At 69.4% G+C, this 19,786-nt stretch carries 18 protein-coding genes; 7 read left to right on the plus strand and 11 right to left on the minus strand.

The window, feature by feature from the left end; genetic code table 11:
- Window positions 1-351: 351 nt before the first annotated feature.
- The 3 genes from OG588_RS15235 to OG588_RS15245 all read right to left on the minus strand — a co-directional run bounded on the left by OG588_RS15235 (window position 352) and on the right by OG588_RS15245 (window position 2,088).
- Window positions 352-912, minus strand: a complete 561-nt coding sequence (locus OG588_RS15235; RefSeq protein WP_405947749.1) for a TlpA family protein disulfide reductase — start codon at window positions 910-912, stop codon at window positions 352-354.
- Window positions 909-1,373 (minus strand): hypothetical protein, encoded by a 465-nt coding sequence (locus OG588_RS15240; protein ID WP_405947750.1) that lies wholly within the window; start codon window positions 1,371-1,373, stop codon window positions 909-911. Before OG588_RS15240 ends, OG588_RS15235 begins: the two co-directional genes overlap by 4 nt.
- A gap of 91 nt (window positions 1,374-1,464) precedes the next feature.
- Window positions 1,465-2,088 carry a hypothetical protein gene (locus OG588_RS15245; RefSeq protein WP_405947751.1) on the minus strand — a complete coding sequence of 208 codons (624 nt, stop codon included), beginning with the start codon at window positions 2,086-2,088 and terminating at the stop codon, window positions 1,465-1,467.
- On the opposite strand from OG588_RS15245, the gene OG588_RS15250 reads away from it, so the two are divergent.
- Entirely contained in the window at window positions 2,066-2,509 is a 444-nt protein-coding gene (locus OG588_RS15250) for a hypothetical protein (RefSeq protein ID WP_405947752.1), read from the plus strand. The two genes, OG588_RS15245 and OG588_RS15250, sit on opposite strands and share 23 nt — an antisense overlap.
- A gap of 30 nt (window positions 2,510-2,539) precedes the next feature.
- Here OG588_RS15250 and OG588_RS15255 read toward each other — a convergent pair whose 3' ends face one another.
- Complete coding sequence (locus OG588_RS15255; RefSeq protein ID WP_019060284.1) at window positions 2,540-3,013, minus strand: Rrf2 family transcriptional regulator; 474 nt, start codon at window positions 3,011-3,013, stop codon at window positions 2,540-2,542.
- A gap of 118 nt (window positions 3,014-3,131) precedes the next feature.
- On the opposite strand from OG588_RS15255, the gene OG588_RS15260 reads away from it, so the two are divergent.
- On the plus strand, window positions 3,132-6,116 hold the full coding sequence (locus OG588_RS15260; protein ID WP_405947753.1) for a glycoside hydrolase family 35 protein: 2,985 nt from the start codon (window positions 3,132-3,134) through the stop codon (window positions 6,114-6,116).
- A 30-nt stretch (window positions 6,117-6,146) separates the two neighbouring features.
- Here OG588_RS15260 and OG588_RS15265 read toward each other — a convergent pair whose 3' ends face one another.
- From OG588_RS15265 to OG588_RS15285, 5 genes are all read right to left on the minus strand, one after another.
- Complete coding sequence (locus OG588_RS15265) at window positions 6,147-7,661, minus strand: alpha-N-arabinofuranosidase (RefSeq protein WP_405947754.1); 1,515 nt, start codon at window positions 7,659-7,661, stop codon at window positions 6,147-6,149.
- Between the two features lie 100 nt (window positions 7,662-7,761).
- Window positions 7,762-8,730, minus strand: a complete 969-nt coding sequence (locus tag OG588_RS15270; protein ID WP_405947755.1) for an arabinan endo-1,5-alpha-L-arabinosidase — start codon at window positions 8,728-8,730, stop codon at window positions 7,762-7,764.
- A gap of 21 nt (window positions 8,731-8,751) precedes the next feature.
- Window positions 8,752-9,624, minus strand: coding sequence for a carbohydrate ABC transporter permease (locus tag OG588_RS15275; RefSeq protein ID WP_405947756.1), 873 nt, complete (start codon window positions 9,622-9,624; stop codon window positions 8,752-8,754).
- On the minus strand, window positions 9,621-10,559 hold the full coding sequence (locus OG588_RS15280; protein ID WP_405947757.1) for a carbohydrate ABC transporter permease: 939 nt from the start codon (window positions 10,557-10,559) through the stop codon (window positions 9,621-9,623). Before OG588_RS15280 ends, OG588_RS15275 begins: the two co-directional genes overlap by 4 nt.
- A complete protein-coding gene (locus tag OG588_RS15285; protein WP_405947758.1) occupies window positions 10,556-11,905 on the minus strand; it encodes an extracellular solute-binding protein in 1,350 nt (449 codons plus the stop codon). Before OG588_RS15285 ends, OG588_RS15280 begins: the two co-directional genes overlap by 4 nt.
- 260 nt (window positions 11,906-12,165) lie before the next feature.
- On the opposite strand from OG588_RS15285, the gene OG588_RS15290 reads away from it, so the two are divergent.
- The 5 genes from OG588_RS15290 (at window position 12,166) to OG588_RS15310 (ending at window position 17,827) form a co-directional block, all read left to right on the plus strand.
- Window positions 12,166-13,422, plus strand: coding sequence for a DUF6545 domain-containing protein (locus tag OG588_RS15290; protein ID WP_405947759.1), 1,257 nt, complete (start codon window positions 12,166-12,168; stop codon window positions 13,420-13,422).
- A gap of 29 nt (window positions 13,423-13,451) precedes the next feature.
- Entirely contained in the window at window positions 13,452-13,991 is a 540-nt protein-coding gene (locus OG588_RS15295; RefSeq protein WP_405947760.1) for a toxin, read from the plus strand.
- The gene (locus OG588_RS15300) at window positions 13,988-15,193 is read left to right on the plus strand and encodes an MAB_1171c family putative transporter (protein ID WP_405947761.1); all 1,206 of its coding nucleotides are present in this window, start codon (window positions 13,988-13,990) and stop codon (window positions 15,191-15,193) included. Before OG588_RS15295 ends, OG588_RS15300 begins: the two co-directional genes overlap by 4 nt.
- Window positions 15,190-16,365, plus strand: a complete 1,176-nt coding sequence (locus tag OG588_RS15305; protein ID WP_405947762.1) for an MAB_1171c family putative transporter — start codon at window positions 15,190-15,192, stop codon at window positions 16,363-16,365. Before OG588_RS15300 ends, OG588_RS15305 begins: the two co-directional genes overlap by 4 nt.
- 64 nt (window positions 16,366-16,429) lie before the next feature.
- Window positions 16,430-17,827 carry an NAD(P)/FAD-dependent oxidoreductase gene (locus OG588_RS15310; RefSeq protein WP_405947763.1) on the plus strand — a complete coding sequence of 466 codons (1,398 nt, stop codon included), beginning with the start codon at window positions 16,430-16,432 and terminating at the stop codon, window positions 17,825-17,827.
- Between the two features lie 257 nt (window positions 17,828-18,084).
- On the opposite strand, the gene OG588_RS15315 is transcribed toward OG588_RS15310, so the two are convergent.
- Both OG588_RS15315 and OG588_RS15320 read right to left on the minus strand, forming a co-directional pair.
- Window positions 18,085-18,927, minus strand: coding sequence for an SMP-30/gluconolactonase/LRE family protein (locus OG588_RS15315; RefSeq protein WP_405947764.1), 843 nt, complete (start codon window positions 18,925-18,927; stop codon window positions 18,085-18,087).
- Complete coding sequence (locus OG588_RS15320) at window positions 18,924-19,697, minus strand: IclR family transcriptional regulator (RefSeq protein ID WP_266856066.1); 774 nt, start codon at window positions 19,695-19,697, stop codon at window positions 18,924-18,926. The genes OG588_RS15315 and OG588_RS15320 overlap by 4 nt, the downstream gene beginning before the upstream one ends.
- Between the last annotated feature and the right edge of the window lie 89 nt (window positions 19,698-19,786).

Genomic DNA, 19,786 nt, shown 5'->3' on the forward strand with positions numbered 1-19,786 from the left:
CATCGTAGGGAGCCCCACAGGAAGCGGTCAGCGCGAACTCAGGCCATTCACAGACGCGTCTTTCACATTCTCTCCACAGTGTGTGAACTCTGTTGAAATAAGCGGCCGTTGGCCGTTCCGTCCCCAGGTCCTTCACAGCGGCACACCAAGGAATTCTTCAGGTACGGCCGTAGCTTCCTTGCACAAGTCGAACTGGAGGCAGATGACCAGGAAGCACTGATCGGGATCCGCCGATCACACCCCTACCGGCTGCCGCCCTTCGGCGGACTCGGACTCGGTCGGCGCCGGCGCCCTCTCCCGGCGATGGGCGCCGACCGAGTACGCCAGGGCGGCAGCCGATGTCCCGTACTGCTACTTCGGCAGCAACGGCTCGACGATCTTCGCGAGCTGGTCGCGGGTCACCGCGCCCATCCGCGTCGCCGCCACCTTCCCCGTCGGGTCGATGACGATCGTGTACGGCAGCGCCTGTGTGTTCACCAGGCCGCGCGGCAGCCGCAGCGCCTGCTTGCTCGACGGATCGTGCAGGGACGGATAGGCCAGGCCGTGGGCCTTCTGGAACGCGAGACCGGCGGAACGGTTCCCGTCGTTGTCGAGCCCCAGCACCCGCAGCCCGCGCCCGCCCCACTCCTGCTGGACCTTCTTCAGCTCGGGCGCCTCCGCCCGGCAGGGACCGCACCAGGACGCCCAGGCGTTGAGCAGGACCACCTTGCCGCGGTAGTCGGAGAGCCGGATCGCTTCGCCGTCCAACGAGGTCCCGGCCAGATCCGCCACGGCGGGACGCTTGCCCTCCTTGAAGGTCCGGGTGAGCGGATCGCCGGGGCTTGCGTCGCTGATCGGGGCCGGTGAGGAGCAGCCCGCGAGGACCGCGCACGCGGCGGCCACGGTCACGCACGCGCGTCGAGTCGTCGTCACCGCTCGCGCACGTCCCTGCGGGTGTCCTCCGCGGCGACCGCGCTGAGTACGACCTCCAGGTCCCGCGACCGCCACGCGCCCAGCGCCCAGGCCGCGGGCAGTTGGAGGGTGAACAGGGCGTAGATCGCCACCACGAACGCCGCGTCCGCCGGCGCCTCGTCGCCCGTGGCCCACGCCGACAGCCCGGCGGTGAGCAGCAGGGCCAGCAGGTACACGGATCCGTCGACCACGACCACGCGCCAGCGCGGCAGGGGCGCCAGCAGCCGCCGGGCCAGCGTCAGGGCTGCCGTGCCGCACACCAGGAAGACCCAGTTCCCCGGGTCCTTCAGCCAGAAGGACGCCCACGCTCCGAGGCCACCGGTGGCGGCCTGCCACGCCAGGTCGACGCCGGCGCCGATCAGCCAGGACAGGACAACGACGGTGAGCGCGTAGCGGACGGCCCCGCGCCAGGTGACAGTCACGTCACTCCCCCTTTCGTCGACGGGCCGCCGCCCAACAGCGGCCCGTCCCACGATCATTGTCCTCTGCCCGCTCCGCCGAGCGGGCCCGGGGTCAGTAGCCGCCGTTGTTGCCGATGGTGCCGAGTTCGCACATCGGCTGGGACAGGCACAGCAGGCTCTTCATCCTCGACTGGTGCACGGCCTTCGTGGAGTGCTTGGTCGCGCTGGTGTACCCGTACAGGTACATCTCGCTGTCCGGGGCCTGGCGGTACTTGCCCGACACGTAGAAGTCGCCGTTGCGGGCGAGCCGCGCGTCGTAGTACACGCCGATCCCGGCCCGCTTCACGCCGGTCTTCGGGCAGAAGGGGTCGGTGGCCTCGATCTGGCCGTGCACGGCACGGGTCTTGCCGTCGAAGCGCGTCTTCGTGGTGAAGTCGATCTTCTTCGTGGACGCCTTCCGCTTGGCCACGAACTTGCCCGTCTTGGCGTTGTAGACCTGCGTCCAGCCGGTCTCCGGGAAGAGGTCGTACGCCGACTTCGTCCAGTACACGACCCCCCGCAGGCCGGCACGGAACGACGGGCCGGTCACCTTCGAGGAGAAGCCGCGGTTGTCCCCCTTGTACTTGTAGCCCTTGGTGTACTCGCACCCCGACACCGAGCCGAGCTTGGTCGGCACGGTGGCCCACTGCTGCCGGATGAACGACCGCCGGACCATGGTCGTCTTGGTGTACTTCATCGGCCACCGGCTGCACATCGTCAACAGCTACGACCAGGACGTCCAGCTGGTCACCGATGTCACGTCCCGTATCGCCGGCGACAAGGCCGCGACCGCCACCCTGACCTTCACCGTCTCCGAGCGGATCTACGGCATCCCGGTCACCACCGAGGCCATCACGGTCAGCTTCGAGACCCGCGGCAGCGCCAAGAACAAGAACGCCCACGCCAAGGTCGCCCTGAAGAACGTCAACGCCGCCGTCGTGGTCAAGGCGTCCAAGCCGAAGGCCGTCGTCAAGGGGGCCATCGCCAACAGCTCCACGGTCTGGACCGCCACTCCTCAGGTGCGGGCCTTCGGCAAGAAGGTCGTCAAGGACCAGCTCATACAGGCGGCCGTCACCAAGACCGGCAAGACCTTCAACGGCAGGCTCACCAACCGCTGACCCGGGCGCCGAGCGGCCGAACCGACGGTCCTACGGGTTCTCCCAGGCCGCCGGTTCCGCTGCCAACCGCCGTACCGGTTCCGGGAGGGCGTCCGCCGCGATGTCCGCGACCGTGACGCCCTCCAGGATCTTGCGGACGTTGGCGCGCAGCGCGATCCACAGAGGGAGGAGGGGTTCGGCGGTGCCGGTGTAGGAGAGTCCGGTGGGGCGCTCGCCGCGCACGGACACGATCGGGCCGTCCACTGCGCGGATGACGTCCGCCACGGTGATCGCCCCGGCGGCGCGGGCCAGCCGGTAGCCGCCGCCCCCGCCGCGCCGGCTGTCGACGATCCCGGCGCGCCGGAGGTCGCCGAGAATTCCCTCCAGGAATTTGTGCGGGATGTCCTGCGCGGTGGCGATGGTCTCGGCCTTCACCGGACCGTCCGGCACAAGGCCGTCGTCACCCCGTACGGCGAGCTCCAGTACCGCCCGTACCGCGTAATCCGCCCGTGCCGAGATCCTCATGCGTCCATTGTGGTCCGTTCCGGCGTAGAGAATGGCCCCGCACGACAGCCTCCCTGGACCACCACGGAAAATGGCTTCGCACGTGCCGCCGACGGACCGGACCCGGGAGGAGCTTCCAGTGGAGCTGAGCAGGCGTACCTTCAGCACCCTCGCGGGGACGGCCGCGCTCGGCCTCGCGCTGGGCGGCGGCAGTGCCGCCCCCCAGGACGCGTACGCCGCACACGTCGTGCCGACCGGCCCGCCCCCCGCCCCACCGGGCGCGGACGGGCAGCCGCACACGATCGGCTACGACCGCTACTCCCTGATCGTCGACGGCAGACGCCTGGTCCTGTGGTCGGGCGAGATGCACCCCTTCCGGCTGCCGAGCCCGTCCCTGTGGCGCGACGTCCTGCAGAAGATGCGCGCCTTCGGCTACAACGCCGTCAGCATCTACGTCTCGTGGAACTACCACTCCCCCGCCCAGGGCCACTACGACTTCACGGGCATCCGGGACCTCGACCTGTTCCTGCGCATGGCCACCGAGACCGGCCTCTACGTCATTCTGCGCCCTGGCCCGTACATCAACGCGGAGATCGACGCGGGCGGCTTCCCGGGCTGGCTGACCGCCACCAAGGGCACCGCGAGGACGGCCGACCCGACGTACCTCTCACACGTCGACGAGTGGCTGACGCAGGTCAACTCCATCGTCTCCCAGCACCTGTTCACCCAGGGCACGGGCACGGTCCTGCTCTACCAGATCGAGAACGAGTACGACGCCCACGTCACCGAGCCCACCGGCCGCGACTACATGTCCCACCTGTACAAGAAGGTGCGCGCCGACGGCATCGACGTCCCCCTGTTCCACAACGACAAGGGCCGCAACGGCTATTGGACCCCCGGGTCCTTCGACACCGGCGCGGACAAGGGCGGTTGGCTGTACGGCTTCGACGGGTATCCGACGCCGTCCCAACCGCCGCCGGACTGGGGGCACTTCGGGATCGGCGGGGCGAAGGGCGGGGCCACCGCCAGCCCCAAGACCCCTGGTTTCGTGCCGGAGTTCGGCGGCGGCTGGTTCGATCCGTGGGGCGGGTCCTGGTTCGACGGCAAGGGGTACGCGGAGTCGCGCCGGACGCGTGACGCGGCGTACGAACGGCGCTTCTACCTCACCAACCTCGCCAACGGACTCACCCTGCACAACGTCTACATGACCTTCGGCGGCACCTCGTGGGGCTGGCTGCCCGCGCCGGTCGTCTACACGTCGTACGACTACGGCGCCGCCTTCGACGAGGGCCGCAATCCGACCGCGAAGCTCGTCCCGATGCACCAACTCGGCCATCTGCTGCGGACCGTGCCCGACTTCGCCAAGCTGGACAAGGCGGCGGACGTCGCGGTGGACGGCCTGAAGACCTACCACCTCACCAACGCCGACACCGGCGCCCATGTCTACGTCCTGCGCAACGACAGCACGAAGGAGGTCACTTCGACGCTGCCGACCGCGACCGACGACATCGAGGTCACCGTCCCGGCCCAGGACGCCCGTCTCCTCGTCACCCAACTCGCCCTCGGCGGGCGCAAGTTGAGGTACTCGACGGTCACGCCGATGATGTCCCTCAGCACCGGTCGGCAGGACCTCGCCGTGTTCGCCGGGAAGCGCGGCGAGATGGCCCACGTCGTCGTCGAGTGCCCGGAGGAGCCGGTGGTGACCCGGCTCGACGAGCAGGCCGCGTGGGTGTGGGACCGCGGTCTCCTGCACGTCACCGTCCCGCTCGGCATCGGCGGTCTGACCCGGGTCCTCGTCCAGGCCGGCGGCGTCGACAACCCCCTCGTCCTGCTCTTCGCCGACGAGGCCACCTCCGTACGCCTGTGGCCGTACGAGACCGGCTCGGGCACCGCCCTGGTCTACGGCCCCGCGCTGCTCCGCGGGGCCACGATCAGCGACACGACCGCCCAGCTCACCGGCGACACCATCGCCGAGACCGGCGTGGAGGTGTGGGGCCCGCGCGGCATCACCGCGGTCACCTGGAACGGGCGGCCCGTGCCCGCGACCGTCACCAACGCGGGCAGCCTGCGCTCGAACCCGGACGCGCTGCTGCCCGGTGTGCCCGCGGTACCGCTCCCCGCGCTCGACGGCTGGCGGCGGAAGGTGGAGAACCAGGAGGCCGCGGTCGCCTTCGACGACTCCAAGTGGACGGCGGCGAACAAGACGTCGACGTTCAGCACGACGGCCATCCCCTCCGGGCAGCCACTGCTCTTCGCGGACGACTACGGCTTCCACTACGGCGACGTCTGGTACCGGGGCCGGTTCACGACGACCACGGCCGACGACCTTGAGTCGCTGACCCTCGCCTACAGCACCGGCACCCAGGGGCTGCTGATGGCCTGGCTCGACGGCGAACCGCTCGGCACCCACCGGATGCCGGTACCGACCAACAGCAGTGTGCGGCAGGGAAGTTGGACGGCGAAAGCGACCCTCGCCGTCCCGGAGAAGCCCGCGAAACTGCGCGCGGCCGGTCCGCATGTCCTGTCCGTGCTGGTGCGGCGGATGCAGCACGACCAGGACGGCAAGGCCCTCGACACCCACAAGGTGGCCCGCGGCCTGACGGCGGCGACCTTCAAGGGCGCCTCCCCGAAGGTGAGTTGGCGACTCCAGGGCGAGGCCGCACCCGATCCCGTGCGCGGGCCGCAGAACAACGGCGGGCTGTACGGCGAGCGGGAGGGCTGGCATCTGCCGGGGTACGCGGACGCTGGTTGGGAGGCGGTCACGCTCCCCCGCGCCGACAAGCGGCAGGGCGTGGCCTGGTACCGGACCAGCTTCCAGCTCGCCGTGGACACCGGCATCGACGCCTCGATCGGCCTCGTCCTCGACGACGACCCGGCGCGTGCCTACCGCGTCCAGATCTTCCTCAACGGCTGGAACATGGGCCAGTACATCAACGACGTGGGCCCGCAGCACACCTTCGCCCTGCCGAACGGGATCCTCCGCACACGTGGCGCCAACACACTCGCCCTGGCCGTCCTGTCCGACGGCACCACACCGGCGGGCCCGAAGGACGTACGGCTGACGCTGTTGGGGAGTGCGGCCGGAGGAGTACCGGTTTCGCCGGTGGCCTCGCCCGGCCGCTGACACCCATGGGGTTCAGGGCTCTGTTTCGGTTCAGCTGATCCGGATCATGTTCCAGGACAGCGGCTCCAGTACGGCGGTCAGGGTGCCGTCCTGGAGGGTGGTGCCCTCGACCTCGTGCGGGGCCACCCGCTCCGGGTCGGCCAGGGTGTTGCGGGCGTCCGGGTCGGCGTCCGCAAGGGCGCTGTGCTCGACGACCGACGTCAAGTCCAGGCTGTTCAGGCCGACTTCGAGCGGGAGCGACTCGGTGCGGCTTCGGTTGACGGCGAACACCGTGACCGAGCCGTCCTCGCCGCGCACCGCGGTGGCGTGCAGCAGGTCGGCCTCGCCGTACTTCTGCGTCTCCTGCTTCGGGGAGTCGACGCGGACGTCGAGGACCTGGCCGCGGCCGTGCTTCGAGGCCTGCGCGAAGGGGAAGAACGTCGTCTGCCGCCAGGCCGGGCCGCCCGGTTCGGTCATGATCGGCGCGATGACGTTGACGAGCTGGGCGAGGCAGGCGACGGTGACGCGGTCGGCGTGCCGGAGCAGGGCGATCAGGAGCGAGCCGAAGACCACCGCGTCCATGACGCTGTAGTTGTCCTCCAGGAGGCGCGGGGCCTCCGGCCAGTCGGCGGGGTCCGCGTTCTTCGCCTGCTCCTCCCAGTCCGACGTGTACCAGACGTTCCACTCGTCGAAGGAGAGGTTGATCTTCTTCTTCGACTTGAGGCGGGCGCCCACGTGGTCGGCGGTCGCGACCACGTTCTCGATGAAGGACTCCATGTCGACGGCGGAGGCGATGAAGGAGTCGAGGTCGCCGTCGGTCGGCTGGTAGTAGGCGTGCAGCGAGATGTAGTCGACCAGGTCGTACGTCTCCTGGAGGACCGTCGACTCCCACTCGGCGAAGGTCGGCATGGCCTGGGAGGAGGAACCGCAGGCGACGAGTTCGACACCGGCGTCGATCTGGCGCATCGCGCGGGCCGTCTCGGCGGCGATCCTGCCGTACTCCTCGGCGGTCTTGTGGCCCGTCTGCCAGGGGCCGTCCATCTCGTTGCCGAGACACCAGACCCTGATGCCGAAGGGGTCCTTGTCGCCGTGGGTGATCCGCTGCTCGGAGAGGGTCGTGCCGGCGGGGTGGTTGGCGTACTCCTGGAGTTCCAGGGCCTCGGCTACGCCCCGGGTGCCCAAGTTGATCGCCATCATCGGTTCTGCTTGCGGGCCCAACTTCTTCAGGAACGCGATGTACTCGGAGAGGCCGAAGCGGTTGGACTCCGTCGAGCGCCAGGCCAGGTCGAGGCGGCGGGGGCGATCCCCTGCGGGGCCTACCGAGTCTTCCCACTTGTAGCCGGAGACGAAGTTGCCGCCGGGGTAGCGGATGGTGGTGACGCCGAGTTCGCGGACCAGGTCGAGGACGTCTTGGCGGATGCCCTGTTCGTCTGCGGTGGGGTGGGTCGGTTCGAAGATGCCGGTGTATACGCAGCGGCCGAGGTGTTCTACGAACGAGCCGAAGAGGCGGGGGTTGACTTCGCCGACTGTGAAGGCGGGGTCGAGGGTGAAGCGGGCGGTGCGCATTGCTTCCTTCCGGGGGTTGAGATTTGTCTGCCGGTGCGTCGTGGCTGGTCGCGCTCACGCGGCGGAGCCGCATATCGATACAGCCCCGCGCCCCTAAAAGCTAAAAGACCTTTGGCCAGCCGGTGTTTGTCCAGCTCAGGGTGTTTAGCCCTAGCTTTGGTGTGCCTGAATCCTCGCCGTCGTAGTAGTGGTATGCCAAGACATCCTTACCTTTGTCTCGGAAGATGGATTCTCCGCCTGGGCCTATGTAGCGGCCGTGGCTTGCGAGGAGTAGGTCCCCGCCGCCCGCCAGCATCGACTTGCCCGTGCTGTCCGCGTAGGGGCCCGTGATCGACGTCGAGCGCCCGACCCGGATCTTGTAGGTGGAGTTCACACCTGCGCAGCACGCGTCGTACGACGCGAAGAGGTAGTAATAGGGGCCGTGCTTCAGCACATACGCGCCCTCCACCGCATACGGCGCGTCCGGGCGGGTCGCCAGCTGGGCGACCGTTGCGCCGGGGATCGCCTTACCTGTGGCGGGGTTCAGTTCGACCATGCGGATGCCCGTCCAGTACGAGCCGAACGCCATCCAGAGTTTGCCGTCCGCGGTGATCAGCGCGGGGTCTATGGCGTTCCAGGCGTCCGTCGTCTCCGAGGTGAAGGCCTTGCCCTGGTCGGTCCAGGTGCCGGGGAGGCCGGTGGGGGACGTCGCCACGCCTATCGCGGAGTGGTTGGTGCCCCAGGAGGAGACGGCGTAGTAGAGCCAGTAGCGGCCGTCCCGGTAGGAGAGGTCGGGGGCCCAGGGATCGCCGGTCGAGCTGTAGTCGTACCACCAACTCGGGGGCGCGGCGAAGGCGTTGCCCGCGTCGTCCCACTGGACGCGGTTCTTGGAGGTGCGGGCGCCGATGACGCCGCCGGTCGAATAGGCCACGTAGCCACCGGACTTGAGGGCGATGACCGTGGGGTCGTGGATGATCTGCTGGCCGGTGATGGGCTGTGGGTCGGGGTAGGTGACGGCGGCCCCGGCCGTGGCGGGGAGGATCGCGATCGCTGCTGCGGCGAGCAGGGTCGCCAGTCTGTAGTGCTTCAACTCAGTACCTCCGAAGGTGAGTTACTGGCCGGCCAGACCGGTGTGGGCCACGCCCGCGACGATCTGGCGCTGGAAGAAGACGAAGACGATGATCAGCGGCAGGCCCGCCATGAGACCGCCGGCCATGAGCTGGGCCCACTGGATGCCGTAGGAGTTCATGACGGTCGCGATGCCGTTCGGCATGGTCATCAGGTCGGGGTTGTTGGTCACCATGTACGGCCACAGGAAGTTGTTCCACGAGGCGATGAAGGTGAAGATGCCGACCGCCGCGAGGGAGGGGCGGGAGAGCGGGACGACGATGGTGAAGAAGATCCGCCAGCGGCCGGCGCCGTCGATGAAGGCGGCCTCCTCCAGTTCGCGGGGGATGCCCTGGAAGAACTTGTACAGGATGTAGACCATCGCGGCGGGCGCGCACTGGGGCAGGATCATGCCCCAGTAGGTGTCGACCATCCCCATCTGCTGGACGGTGGTGAAGAGGGGGACGCCGAGGACGGCCGGGGAGATCATCAGGCCCGCCATCACCACGCCCATCAGGACGGTCTTGCCCTTGAACTCGGTGCGGGCGAAGCCGTATCCGGCGAGGGCGGCGACAGTGACCACGATGGCCGTCACCAGGATCGAGACGACTAGGGAGTTGACGAACCAGTTCGTGATGTTGCCGGTCTTCCAGAGGGCCTTCCAGGCCTGGGTCGTCCAGACCTTCGGTAGCCAGTGCGGCGGGATCTCGGCTGCCTCGGTCTCCGACTTGAGCGAGGTGAACAGGGCCGCGGCGATCGGCGCGACGAAGAGGGCGGAGACTGCGATGCCGAGGAGGGTGAGGACGATCTGGCTGGGTGTCCAGGGCTTGCGGGGCTCGGTCCGTAGGGGCTTCAGCCGTATCTGGGTGGTGCTCATCGGGTGCCCTCCTCACGGTTGCGGAGCAGTGCCGTCCGGGCGAGGGCTACGGCGGCGATGATCACGAAGAAGATGACGGACATCGCGGAGGCGTAGCCCACGCGGTAGCTGGTGAAGCCCTGTTCGAGGGTGTACTGGACGAAGGAGCGGGTGCTCAGCTCGGGTCCGGGGCCGAAGTCCATCATCACGACGGCCTGGTCGAAGAGCTGGAGCGAGGCGAGTGCCTGGAGCGCGATCACCAGGCCGGTGATGTGGCGCAGCATCGGCAGCGTGATGTGGACCGTGCGGTGCCAGGCGTTCGCGCCGTCGAGCTTGGCGGCCTCGTAGAGGTGGTCGGGGATGCCCTGGAGCGCGGCGAGGTAGAGGAGGAAGCTGAAGCCGACCGTCCACCAGAGGGTCTCGATGACGATGGCGAGCATCGCGTAGGACTTGTCGGTCAGCCAGGGTGTGGTGAGTCCGAAGGTCTCGTTGAACAGGCCGATTCCCTGGGTGAACAGCCACTGCCACATGTTGCCCGCGACCGTCGACGGCAGCAGGAACGGCGCGAAGAAGCACAGCCGCCACAGCCACTTTCCGCGCTCGATGTGGTGCGCGAGCATCGCGAGCAGGAAGGCGAGGACGGTGATGCACGGTACGACGAGCAGCGTGAAGTACGCGCTGTGGCCGAGCGCGTCCCACATCGCCCGGTCGTGCAGGGCCTCGCGGTAGTTGTCGAGGCCGATGAAGTTCGCGCCGTCGCCGGAGATGTTGGCGTCCGTGAGGCTGAGGTAGACGCCGCGCAGCAGCGGCCAGACGACGAACAGGGCGAAGAGCGCCAGGAACGGGGCGACGAACCAACCCCCGTGCTGGAAGCCCTGGTTGCGGCGGACGGTCGCGATGGCGGTGGCGGTCCTCGCCCGCGCCGGGGCGATGACGGTCCCGGCACTGGTCGTCATGCGGCTGCACCTCCCTGTGCGGCGGTCCTGCCGTCCATCGGGTTCTTCGAGGCGAGGAGCTTGGTGAGGTGGTTCTTCATGGTCCGCGCGACGGCGGCCGGCTTGGCGGAGCCCATCGTCGAGGAGACGACGAGGGGGCCGAGATCCTGGGCGAGAACGCCCGTGGAGCCCGCGAACCACACCTTCGGCTCGGTGGCCTGGTGGTTCATCGCGGAGACGTACTCGTTCTGCGGGGTGAGCTTCTTGTACGCGGCCGTGGACAGCGTCGGCGTGTACGCGGGGATGTGGCCGCCGGCCGCCCACTGCAGGGCGTGGGTGACGACGTACGCGGCCAGTTCGTGCGCGGCCTCGTTGGTGGCGCCGCCGCGGCCCGCCTGGTGCGGCAGGACGAAGGAGTGCGACTCGGCGTGCGTGGCCTGCTTGCCGAAGACAGGCGGCAACGGGGTCGCGCCGTAGTCGAGTTTCGCCCCGGAGAAGACCGGTACCGACCAGTCGCCCTCCCAGGTGAAGGGGGCGCCGTTGATGAACTGCTCGCCGGTCGGTGCGCCCGGGATGACGTATCCGTCGGTGACGTGCCTGCGGAAGAACTCCAGGACCTGGGTGGCCTTGTCGGCGTCGAAGAGGACCTGGGTGTTGCCGTCGTCGAACCACGCGCCGCCGAGCTGGGTGTAGAAGGCGACGAAGAACCACCACTGGAAGTTCTGGTCGTTGGTCCACAGGCCGATGGTCTGCAGGCCCTTCTTCTGGACCGCCTTGGCCTTCTTCAGGACGTCGAACCACTCGTCGGTGGAGGCGACTTGGACCATCCGGCCGTCGTCGCCGAGCAGGCCCGCCTTCTTCAGGACGTCCTTGCGGTAGAAGCAGAGCTGTACGTGGACGTCGAGCGGCAGGGCGTACAACTTGCCGTCGATGACACCGCGGTTCCACAGCGCGGGGTGGTAATCGGCCTTGCGCACGCCGTACTTGGCGAGGAGGCCCTCGTCCCAGGGGTCGAGGAGCCGACCCGGTGAGAAGCCCGCGACCCGGCCCATGTGCATGACGCCTAGCTCCGGTGCGCGATTGCCCGCCGCGGCCATGGCGAGCTTCGTGTAGAAGGGGTTGCCCCACTGGAGGGTGGAGTCCTTCACGTCGATGCCGGGGTGTTCCTTACGGAAGGCGTCCAGCATCGCGATCATGTTGGCGCCGTCGCCGCCGCTGAAGAGGTTCCAGTAGCGCACCCGGGTGTCCGCGCCGGAGGCGAGCGCGTCGGCGCCGGTGCCGAGAGCGGCGAAGGCGAGGCTGCCCGCGACCGCGAGGCCGCCCGCCGTGGCCAGTAGGTGCCTGCGATTCAGGTCAGGTCGTCCCATTGCCTGCCCTTGCTGTAGAGATCCTGTCGTGTTCGAAATATCGAATGTCGCTCGCAACTTCGAACGGGACCGTAAAATCGAAGCGCTTGCGCGTCAATGGGTTGAACACTCTGCACAGTTCATTCTCGGGGGCGATTTCCGGACACAGCGGTCGTTCCCGGTCCCACATCGGCCACCGGATGACATGACGTTGGCAGTTGTGGGCGCGTAACCTCGGACCGGCTTGTGCGGCGGACGGTGGGAAGGGGGGAGCGTACGACGTGGTGACGACCTTTCTCGGCGAGCTGTACGGGTCCTTCGCGTGGATCCCCACCGGGGTCCTCGCCGCCGCTCTCGCGCTGAAGCTGCCGGCCGTCATCCGGCTGTGGCGGGAGCCGCTGTTACGGGCGGTCGGCGGGCTGTTGCTGCTGGCCTGTGCGCTGTTCGTGTCCGTGACGCCGTCGGTCATCGTCTGGACGAACCGGGTCACCGGTATGCCCAACTTCTCGGCGCCGTGGGTGTATTCGCTGCTCATGGCGTACAGCGGGGCCGGGTTACTGCTCCTTGTCGCCTGGCGCGACGGGCTGCCCGACCGTTCGAACGCGACCCGGCGTGCCAGACGGTGGGTCATCTCCGTGTACTCGGGTGTGATCGTGGCGCTGTGGGTGCTGTTCGCCCTCGCCGACGTGCCCGTGGAGCGGGTGCGGGACCTGGACACGTACTACGCCAACACGCCATTCATGCGCGAGGAGATCCTGCTCTATCTGCTCGCGCACACCGTGGCCGTACTGATCACCGTGCGGCTCATCTGGAACTGGGTGCGCGCCGACGGGCTGCACGGCTGGCTGCGCTGGGGACTGACGTCCCTGGGTGCCGGTTACGCGCTGGACCTCGTGTTCGATCTCGCCAAACTCACGGCGGTAGTGGCCCGTTGGACCGGCCACGATCTCGACACCCTCAGCACGGACATCGCCCCGTGCGCGGCCTGCCTCGCCGCCGTCCTGACCGCCGTCGGTTTCATCCTGCCGCACACCGGCCAGTACCTGCACGACCGCCTGCGCGTCCGCCTCGCCCACCACCGACTGCGTCCGCTCTACGTCCTGATGCGCACCGTCGACGGCGAGGGCGTTCCCTTCCTGCTGTTCGCCGCACCCGAACTGCGGCTGACCCGGCGGGAGACGTACATCCGCGACGTGCTCCTCCCGCTCGCCCGCCACCTCGACGAGGACCTCCGCTGCCGCGCCCAGCGCGCCGCCCTCCGCCTCGGCTGCACACCGCGCCGGGCGAAGGCCCTCGCGGCGGCGGTGGCGATCCTGGACGCCGTCGACTCCGCCGGCCGCCCCGCGCTCCACGGCGCCGGCACCGGCACCGGCCACCCCGACACCGCCGACCTCCTCCAGGAGATCGGCTCCCTCTCCCGGGCCCTGCGCCGGCGCGACGCGATCGACGCGGTGCGCGCGATGGTGCGGGGCGGCGGGACGGGGGCCGGCGCGACGGAACCGGCCGGTACCGTGCACGCGAACCCGGCGGGTGGCTGAGTCGACGTATGTCCTGGCATATTGCAGCGGTGCGCACGAAGAAGGAGATGCGCCGGTTCGCCGGTGCCCTCATCGATCCCCTGCGCGTTCCGGTCCCCGCCGAGCCCGAGGCCCTGTTCGACGCGCTGGTCGACTCCGTCACGCGCTGGCGAGGGCGTGAAGTGGTCGTGCGCCGCGAGGTGTTCCCGCCGCACACCGCCAGCGGGCTATGGCTGGAGGGCGACACCTACGACGTCATCGTCATCGACAAACGGGCCGCCGCCTGGCACCAGATCGTGATCTTCTGCCACGAGGTGTGGCACATGCACCAGCGCACCGCCGACCCCACACGTGAGCCGACCGCCGACGGCAGCCCCCGACCGGTCGCCGCCCGTACCGACTTCAGCCTCGCCGACGAGCAAGAGGCGGACAGGTTCGGCATGTTGATGAGCGGACGGCTGCGGCCCTGGCTGGAGGCCGCGGTGACCTCGGACTCCGCGCTCGATCCCGCCGTGGCGGACGACGGTACGCAGGCCGGGCTCGCCGGGCGTATCGGAGCCGCTCTCAACTATCGCGGGACCAGAAAATGAGCGGCACGATCAACTACCTGAGCTGCGGCCTGCTGTGGCTGGGTCTGCTGGTGAAGGCCCCGGATCTGATACGTCACTGGCGCGACCCCTATCTCCGGGTCATCTGTGTGCTCCTCGGCCTCGCCGGGACCTGTTTCTTCCTCGGGGCGCCGCCCACCGTCGGCGCGATCAACCACTTCAGCGGCATCACGAACCTCGCCGCCCCGCTGACGTACGCGTCGATCACCGCGTACAGCGCCTCCTCCCAGGTCCTGATCGTCTACTGGCGGGGCGGACCGCACGTCCACCGCACCGCCCGCCGCTGGATCGTGGCGTACACCCTCGTCCTGGTCGGTATCGCCGTGATGTTCACGCTCGGCCACACCCCGGTCGAGCGGCGCACCGACCTGGACACCTACTACGCGCGGACGCCGTTCATCACCGAGATGATCGTGCTGTATCTCTCCGGGCACCTCGCCGCCGTCAGTGTCACCACGGTGTCGTCGCTGCGCTGGGCCCGGCAGGTGCACGGCTGGCTCCGCGCGGGGCTGCTCACGCTGGGCGTCGGCTCGCTGTTCGGCGCGGGGTACAGCCTGACCAAGCTCGCGGCGGTGATCGCCAGTTGGTGCGGCCTGGACTGGACGAAACTCGGTACGAAGGTCTCGCCGGCCGCCGCCGGACTGAGCGCTGTCCTCATCGTCATCGGGGTGCTGATCCCGCTGGGCGGCCCCCAGCTGTCCCAGTGGTGGCAGGCCAGGCGCACGTACGCCCGGCTCCAGCCGCTGGAGCACGAGCTGGACGAACTGCTCACCCGCCGTGCGTTACGGCTGCCCCGGCCGCGCTGGTCCTCCCCCGCGACCCGGCTGGTGTGGCGGCAGACGAGCATCCACAACGCGCTCGGCCACCTCGACGTGTTCTTCGACCGGGCCCTGTACGAGCGGACCTCGCAGGCCGCGGCGCGCACGACGGGCGACCCGGAGCAGGCCGAGGCGACCGCGTGGGCGGCGGTCGTCGCCGCGGCCGTGGCCGAGGAGCGCAGCCGTGACACCGACGACGAGGACGGCGACCCGCACCTCACCTCCGCCGACGAACCGGGCGGGCTCCCCGACCGGGCCCCCGGCACCGCCCTCCTCCCGCACATCGCCGACGCGCTCACCCGGTCCCCGCTCGTCGCCGCGGCCCGGGTCCGCACCGGCACGACGGAAGGGAGTTCGCGGGCATGAGCCTCATGGTGTATCTCGCCGCCGCCGTCTTCGGGCTGTCCTGCACCGCCCTGCTGGTCCGGCCCTCGCGCGCCCCGCTCGACCCGCTGACCGTCTCCACCTGTGCGGCGATCGTCCTCGGCTCGCTGGGCCTGGTCTGCGCGGCGCCGCCGACCCTGAGCGCGGTCAACGGCCTGACCGGCATCGCGAACTTCGGCGCCCCCCTCACCTACGGCATGGTCTCCGCGTACAGCTGCTCCCTGCTGGTCCTGCTGTTCCAGTGGCGGGGCGGCTCCCCCGCCCGGATCCGCCGCATGGTGCTGCGCGGTATGGCCGCCTACGCCGCGCTGATCGTCGCCATCGTCGTGCTGTTCGCGCTGGCCGACCCGAGCACCGAGCGGCTCACCGACCTCGACACGTACTACGCCAACACGCCCTACATGCGCGAGATGATCGTGCTCTATCTGCTCGGGCACAGCGCGGCCACCCTCGCCATGTGCGCGGTGTGCGTCTCCTGGTCCCGGGAGGTCACCGGGCTGCTGCGGACCGGGCTGCAACTGATCCTGATCGGCACCATGTTGGACGTGGTCGGCTTCCAGCTCACCAAGTACACGGCGGTGGTGGCCCGTTGGACCGGCCACGACCTCGACTTCCTCTCCACCGGTGTCGCCCCGCGGATGGCCTCGCTGGCCGCCCTGACCTGCTCCGCGGGCTTCGCCCTGCCGCGGCTGCTGCCCATGGCCCGCGCGCACTGGCGCTACCTCGACGATCTGCGCGGGCTCGGCCCCTTGTGGTCGGAGGTCCGTTTCGCGTCCCTCGCCCCGAAGCCGCCCAGCGCCCTCTGGCAGCTGCCCCGGATGCGGCTGCACTGGCGTGAAGTGTCCATCCACGACAGCCTGTTGGCCCTCGCCCCGTACTTCGACGACCGGCTGCGCGAACGCACCCGCGAGGCCGCCCTGCACGAGGGCCGCTCCGCGCACGAGGCCCGGGTGGTCGCCGAGGCGGCGATGGTGGCCGACGCCGCCCGCCGCGCCGCCGCCCGCGAGGAGCCCTTCGGCACCCCGAGCACCTACCGGCTCTACGCCACGGAGGTCTCCGACACCTGCGGGCTGGTCGAGTTGGCGCGGGCGCTGGCCAGGTCCCGTGTCGCTGCGGCCATACCGCAGGGTACGGTGAAGGCCACCCCCCGTTGACCCAGCCCCTGTTGACCGCTGCGTGCCCCAACACCCCTGTTTCCTGGCTGACTTGAGGAGCCCCATGTCGCGGAGAGCTGTCGTCATCGGTGCCGGACTGGCCGGCCTGCTGGCCGCGGCCGCGTTGTCCGTCCACGCGGACGAGGTGATCGTGCTGGACCGGGACGAGCTGCCCGACGGCCCGGAGCACCGCAAGGGTCTCCCGCAGGGACGCCACGCGCATCTGCTGATGTCCGGCGGCCTGACCGCGATGGAGGACCTCGTCCCCGGCGTGAGCGTGCGCGGACGGCTGCTCGACGCGGGCGCCCACGAGATATCCCTCAACTCGGGCATGCTGGCGCTGACTCCGGAGGGCTGGCTGCGCCGCTGGCGGCACGAGGGTCCCCGGATGCTCACCTGTAGCCGCGCGCTGCTGGACTGGGTGGTCCGCGAGACGATCCTGGCCGAGACGAAGACCGAGATCCGCAAGGCCCAGGCCCTGCAACTCCTCGGCGACACAAGGAGAGTCACCGGCGTCCGCATCTCAACGACCGCCGGAGAGACGGACCTTGACGCCGACTTCGTGGTGGACGCGAGCGGCCGGGGCTCCCGCATAGTCCACTGGCTGGAGACCCTCGGTGTGACCGGCATCGAGGAACGCACGGTCGACTCGGGCCTGGTGAACGCGACCCGCATCTACCGCCGCCCCGAGGGCGCCGAGCACTTCCCCCTCACGGTCCTCCAGGCGAACCCCTACGTGTCCCTCCCCGGCCGCGCGGGAATGGTCCTGCCCATCGAGGGCGACCGCTGGATGGTGAGCCTCGCCGGCACGCGGGGCGCCGAACCACCCGCGGACCCGGCCGGCTTCGCCCAGTACATGCGCGACCTGCCCCACCCGATCCTCGCCCGCCTGATCTCCGGCGCGGAACCCCTGACGGACGTCCACACCAGCCACAGCACGCAGAACGCCCGCCGCTACCTGGAGAAGGTCCAGAACTGGCCCGCCGGCCTGGTCGTCCTGGGCGACGCCCTGGCCACCTTCAACCCGGCCTACGGACAAGGCATGTCGGTCGCGGCACTGGGCGCCCAGACCCTGTCCCGCGAACTGAACGAAGAGGGCTTCACCGCCCCCACCCTCTCCACCAAGGTCCAACACGCGGTGGCCCCCTCGGTGGAAGGCGCCTGGGCCATGGCAGTGGGCCAGGACATCTGGTACCCCAACACCAAGGGCCCCGCCCCCACGACAGCGGACCGCCTGATCACGCGCTACTCCCGCCGCCTGCTCAAGTCGGCAACGGGTTCGTACGCGGCGGCGTCAGCGTTGGCAACGGTCACGAGCATGGAGGCAGACGCGTCCACGCTGCTGCACCCCGGCACGCTGTGGGCAGCCCTCAACGGCCCACTCCTGCCTCCTCTTTCAGGCCCACCCCTGACACCGGCGGAACGAGAGACGCTGGCTGAGCTGGGCAGTTCAGGGAACTGAGGTCTTTACGGGCGCGGGGCTGCATCACTATGCGGCTCCGCCGCGCGGGCGCGCCCGGCCCAAGACACTGGCCAGCTTGGACCGTACGCCAGCCGAGTCTTTTAGCGGCGCGGGGCTGTATCAATGTGCGGCTCCGCCGCGCGGGCGCGCCCGGCCCAAGCACTGGCCAGCTTTGACCGTACGCCAGCCGAGCTGCTTTTAGGGGCGCGGGGAACTGCGCGACCAGCCACGACGCTCCCGCACCCAAAAACCGAACCTCACCCGGCAAACGCAGGCTGCGCCAACCCTTTCCCCGCCCCCGGCACAACCAACAGCGAACCGGCAACAGGATGCGGTGACTTGAGCCCCACCCGAGCCGTCGTCACGTACAGGTCAGTGAGATCCGCACCCCCGAACGCGCACGCGGTGACAAGCGACGTAGGCAACGAAACAACCCGCTCCAACTCCCCGTCCGGCGTATACCTCCGCACCGCGCTCCCACCCCACAACGCCACCCACACACACCCATCGGCATCAACAGTCAGCCCATCAGGAAACCCCGCGCCAACCTCGACCTCAGCGAACCGCCGCCGCTTCGACACCCGCCCGTCCGCATACTCGAACACATCGATCCGACGGGTGGGCGAGTCGATGTAGTACATCAACCGCCCGTCCGGGCTCCACCCCGTCCCGTTGCTCACAGCAACGTCATCAAGGATCAGCTGAACAGAACCGTCCCCGGCGACACGGGACAACGACCCCCCGCACGCCGCCTCGTCGTACCGCATCGTCCCCACCCACAGCGCCCCGTCAGGCGCGACGGCCGCGTCATTGGCCCGCCGCCCGGCAACAGGCTCCCGATGCAACCACCGGAACTCCCCGTCGGGATCGACAAGCCCGATCCCGTCCCGGAGGTTGAGGACAAGCCCCCCACCGACCCGAGGCTTGGCCGCACCCACGTGCTGCTCGGTCACCCGCACCGTACGAACCCCGGACGAGGGGTCGTACGTGTACACCCGGGACCCGAGGATGTCGATCCAGATCAACCGCCCCGCCGCCGCGTCCCACGTCGGCCCCTCACCGAGCGTCGCCTCGGCCCGTACCGCCACCTCGTACGTCATCCCACACTCCGATGCCCAAGCCGCTCCGACAGTTCGACCGCACCCTTCGCGGCAAGCTGCTCCAGCTCGACCCGCCGCTCGTCGCTCCACCGAATCATCGGAACGGAGATGGAGAGAGCGGCTACGACCTGTCCCGTACGGTCCCGAACCGGCGCCGCGACACACGACACATCCGGGTTCGACTCACGGCTCTCGACCGCGACCCCCCGCTCCCGGATCTCGGCAAGAGCCTCCCGCAGCGCCCCCGGCTCGACAATGCTGTTCGGCGTCATCGCGGCCAACGACACATCCGCGGGGATACGCGCGCTCAGCTCCGGCTCGGGAAGAGACGCCAGCAGCATCTTGCCCACGGACGTGCAGTGCGCGGGCAGCCGCCGCCCGGCCGCCGACACCATCCGCACCGCGTGCGTGGAGTCGACCTTGGCGATGTAGATGACGTCGGTGCCTTCGAGGATCGCCACGTGCACGGTCTCGTCGCAGGTCTCGGCGACGGACCGGGCGACCTGCTGCCCCTCGGCGGCGAGGTCTAGCTGCTCGGCGTATCGGCTCCCGAGCTGGTACGGACGGACCCCGAGCCGGTAACGTCCGGGTTGTCCCGGCACCGGCACGATGTACGACCGGGCGGCGAGGGTGGTGACCAGTTCGTGCACGGTCGTGCGCGGCAGCTGCAGCTTGCGCACGATGTCGGGGGCGGAGAGCGTCCCGTCCCCGTCGAGGAAGAGCTCGAGAATATCGAGAGCCCGGGTCACGGCAGGTACGAGTCGTCCCACAACCGGCCCCCTTCTAAGTGTCGTGTTCGAAATTTCAACTGACGATCGGGATAACGAACACAGGCTAGCCATAGAGGGTTGCACGGGCA

This window comes from Streptomyces prunicolor (genome assembly GCF_045162825.1).
Taxonomy (GTDB): Bacteria; Actinomycetota; Actinomycetes; order Streptomycetales; family Streptomycetaceae; genus Streptomyces; species Streptomyces prunicolor.

Coding starts and splice junctions, on each gene's coding strand:
- OG588_RS15255 (WP_019060284.1), bottom strand. CDS start 3,013: ATGAGGATCTCGGCACGGGCGGATTACGCGGTACGGGCGGTACTGGAG.
- OG588_RS15245 (WP_405947751.1), bottom strand. CDS start 2,088: ATGAAGTACACCAAGACGACCATGGTCCGGCGGTCGTTCATCCGGCAG.
- OG588_RS15315 (WP_405947764.1), bottom strand. CDS start 18,927: ATGACGTACGAGGTGGCGGTACGGGCCGAGGCGACGCTCGGTGAGGGG.
- OG588_RS15310 (WP_405947763.1), top strand. CDS start 16,430: ATGTCGCGGAGAGCTGTCGTCATCGGTGCCGGACTGGCCGGCCTGCTG.
- OG588_RS15280 (WP_405947757.1), bottom strand. CDS start 10,559: ATGACGACCAGTGCCGGGACCGTCATCGCCCCGGCGCGGGCGAGGACC.
- OG588_RS15265 (WP_405947754.1), bottom strand. CDS start 7,661: ATGCGCACCGCCCGCTTCACCCTCGACCCCGCCTTCACAGTCGGCGAA.
- OG588_RS15275 (WP_405947756.1), bottom strand. CDS start 9,624: ATGAGCACCACCCAGATACGGCTGAAGCCCCTACGGACCGAGCCCCGC.
- OG588_RS15285 (WP_405947758.1), bottom strand. CDS start 11,905: ATGGGACGACCTGACCTGAATCGCAGGCACCTACTGGCCACGGCGGGC.
- OG588_RS15300 (WP_405947761.1), top strand. CDS start 13,988: ATGAGCGGCACGATCAACTACCTGAGCTGCGGCCTGCTGTGGCTGGGT.
- OG588_RS15305 (WP_405947762.1), top strand. CDS start 15,190: ATGAGCCTCATGGTGTATCTCGCCGCCGCCGTCTTCGGGCTGTCCTGC.
- OG588_RS15250 (WP_405947752.1), top strand. CDS start 2,066: ATGGTCGTCTTGGTGTACTTCATCGGCCACCGGCTGCACATCGTCAAC.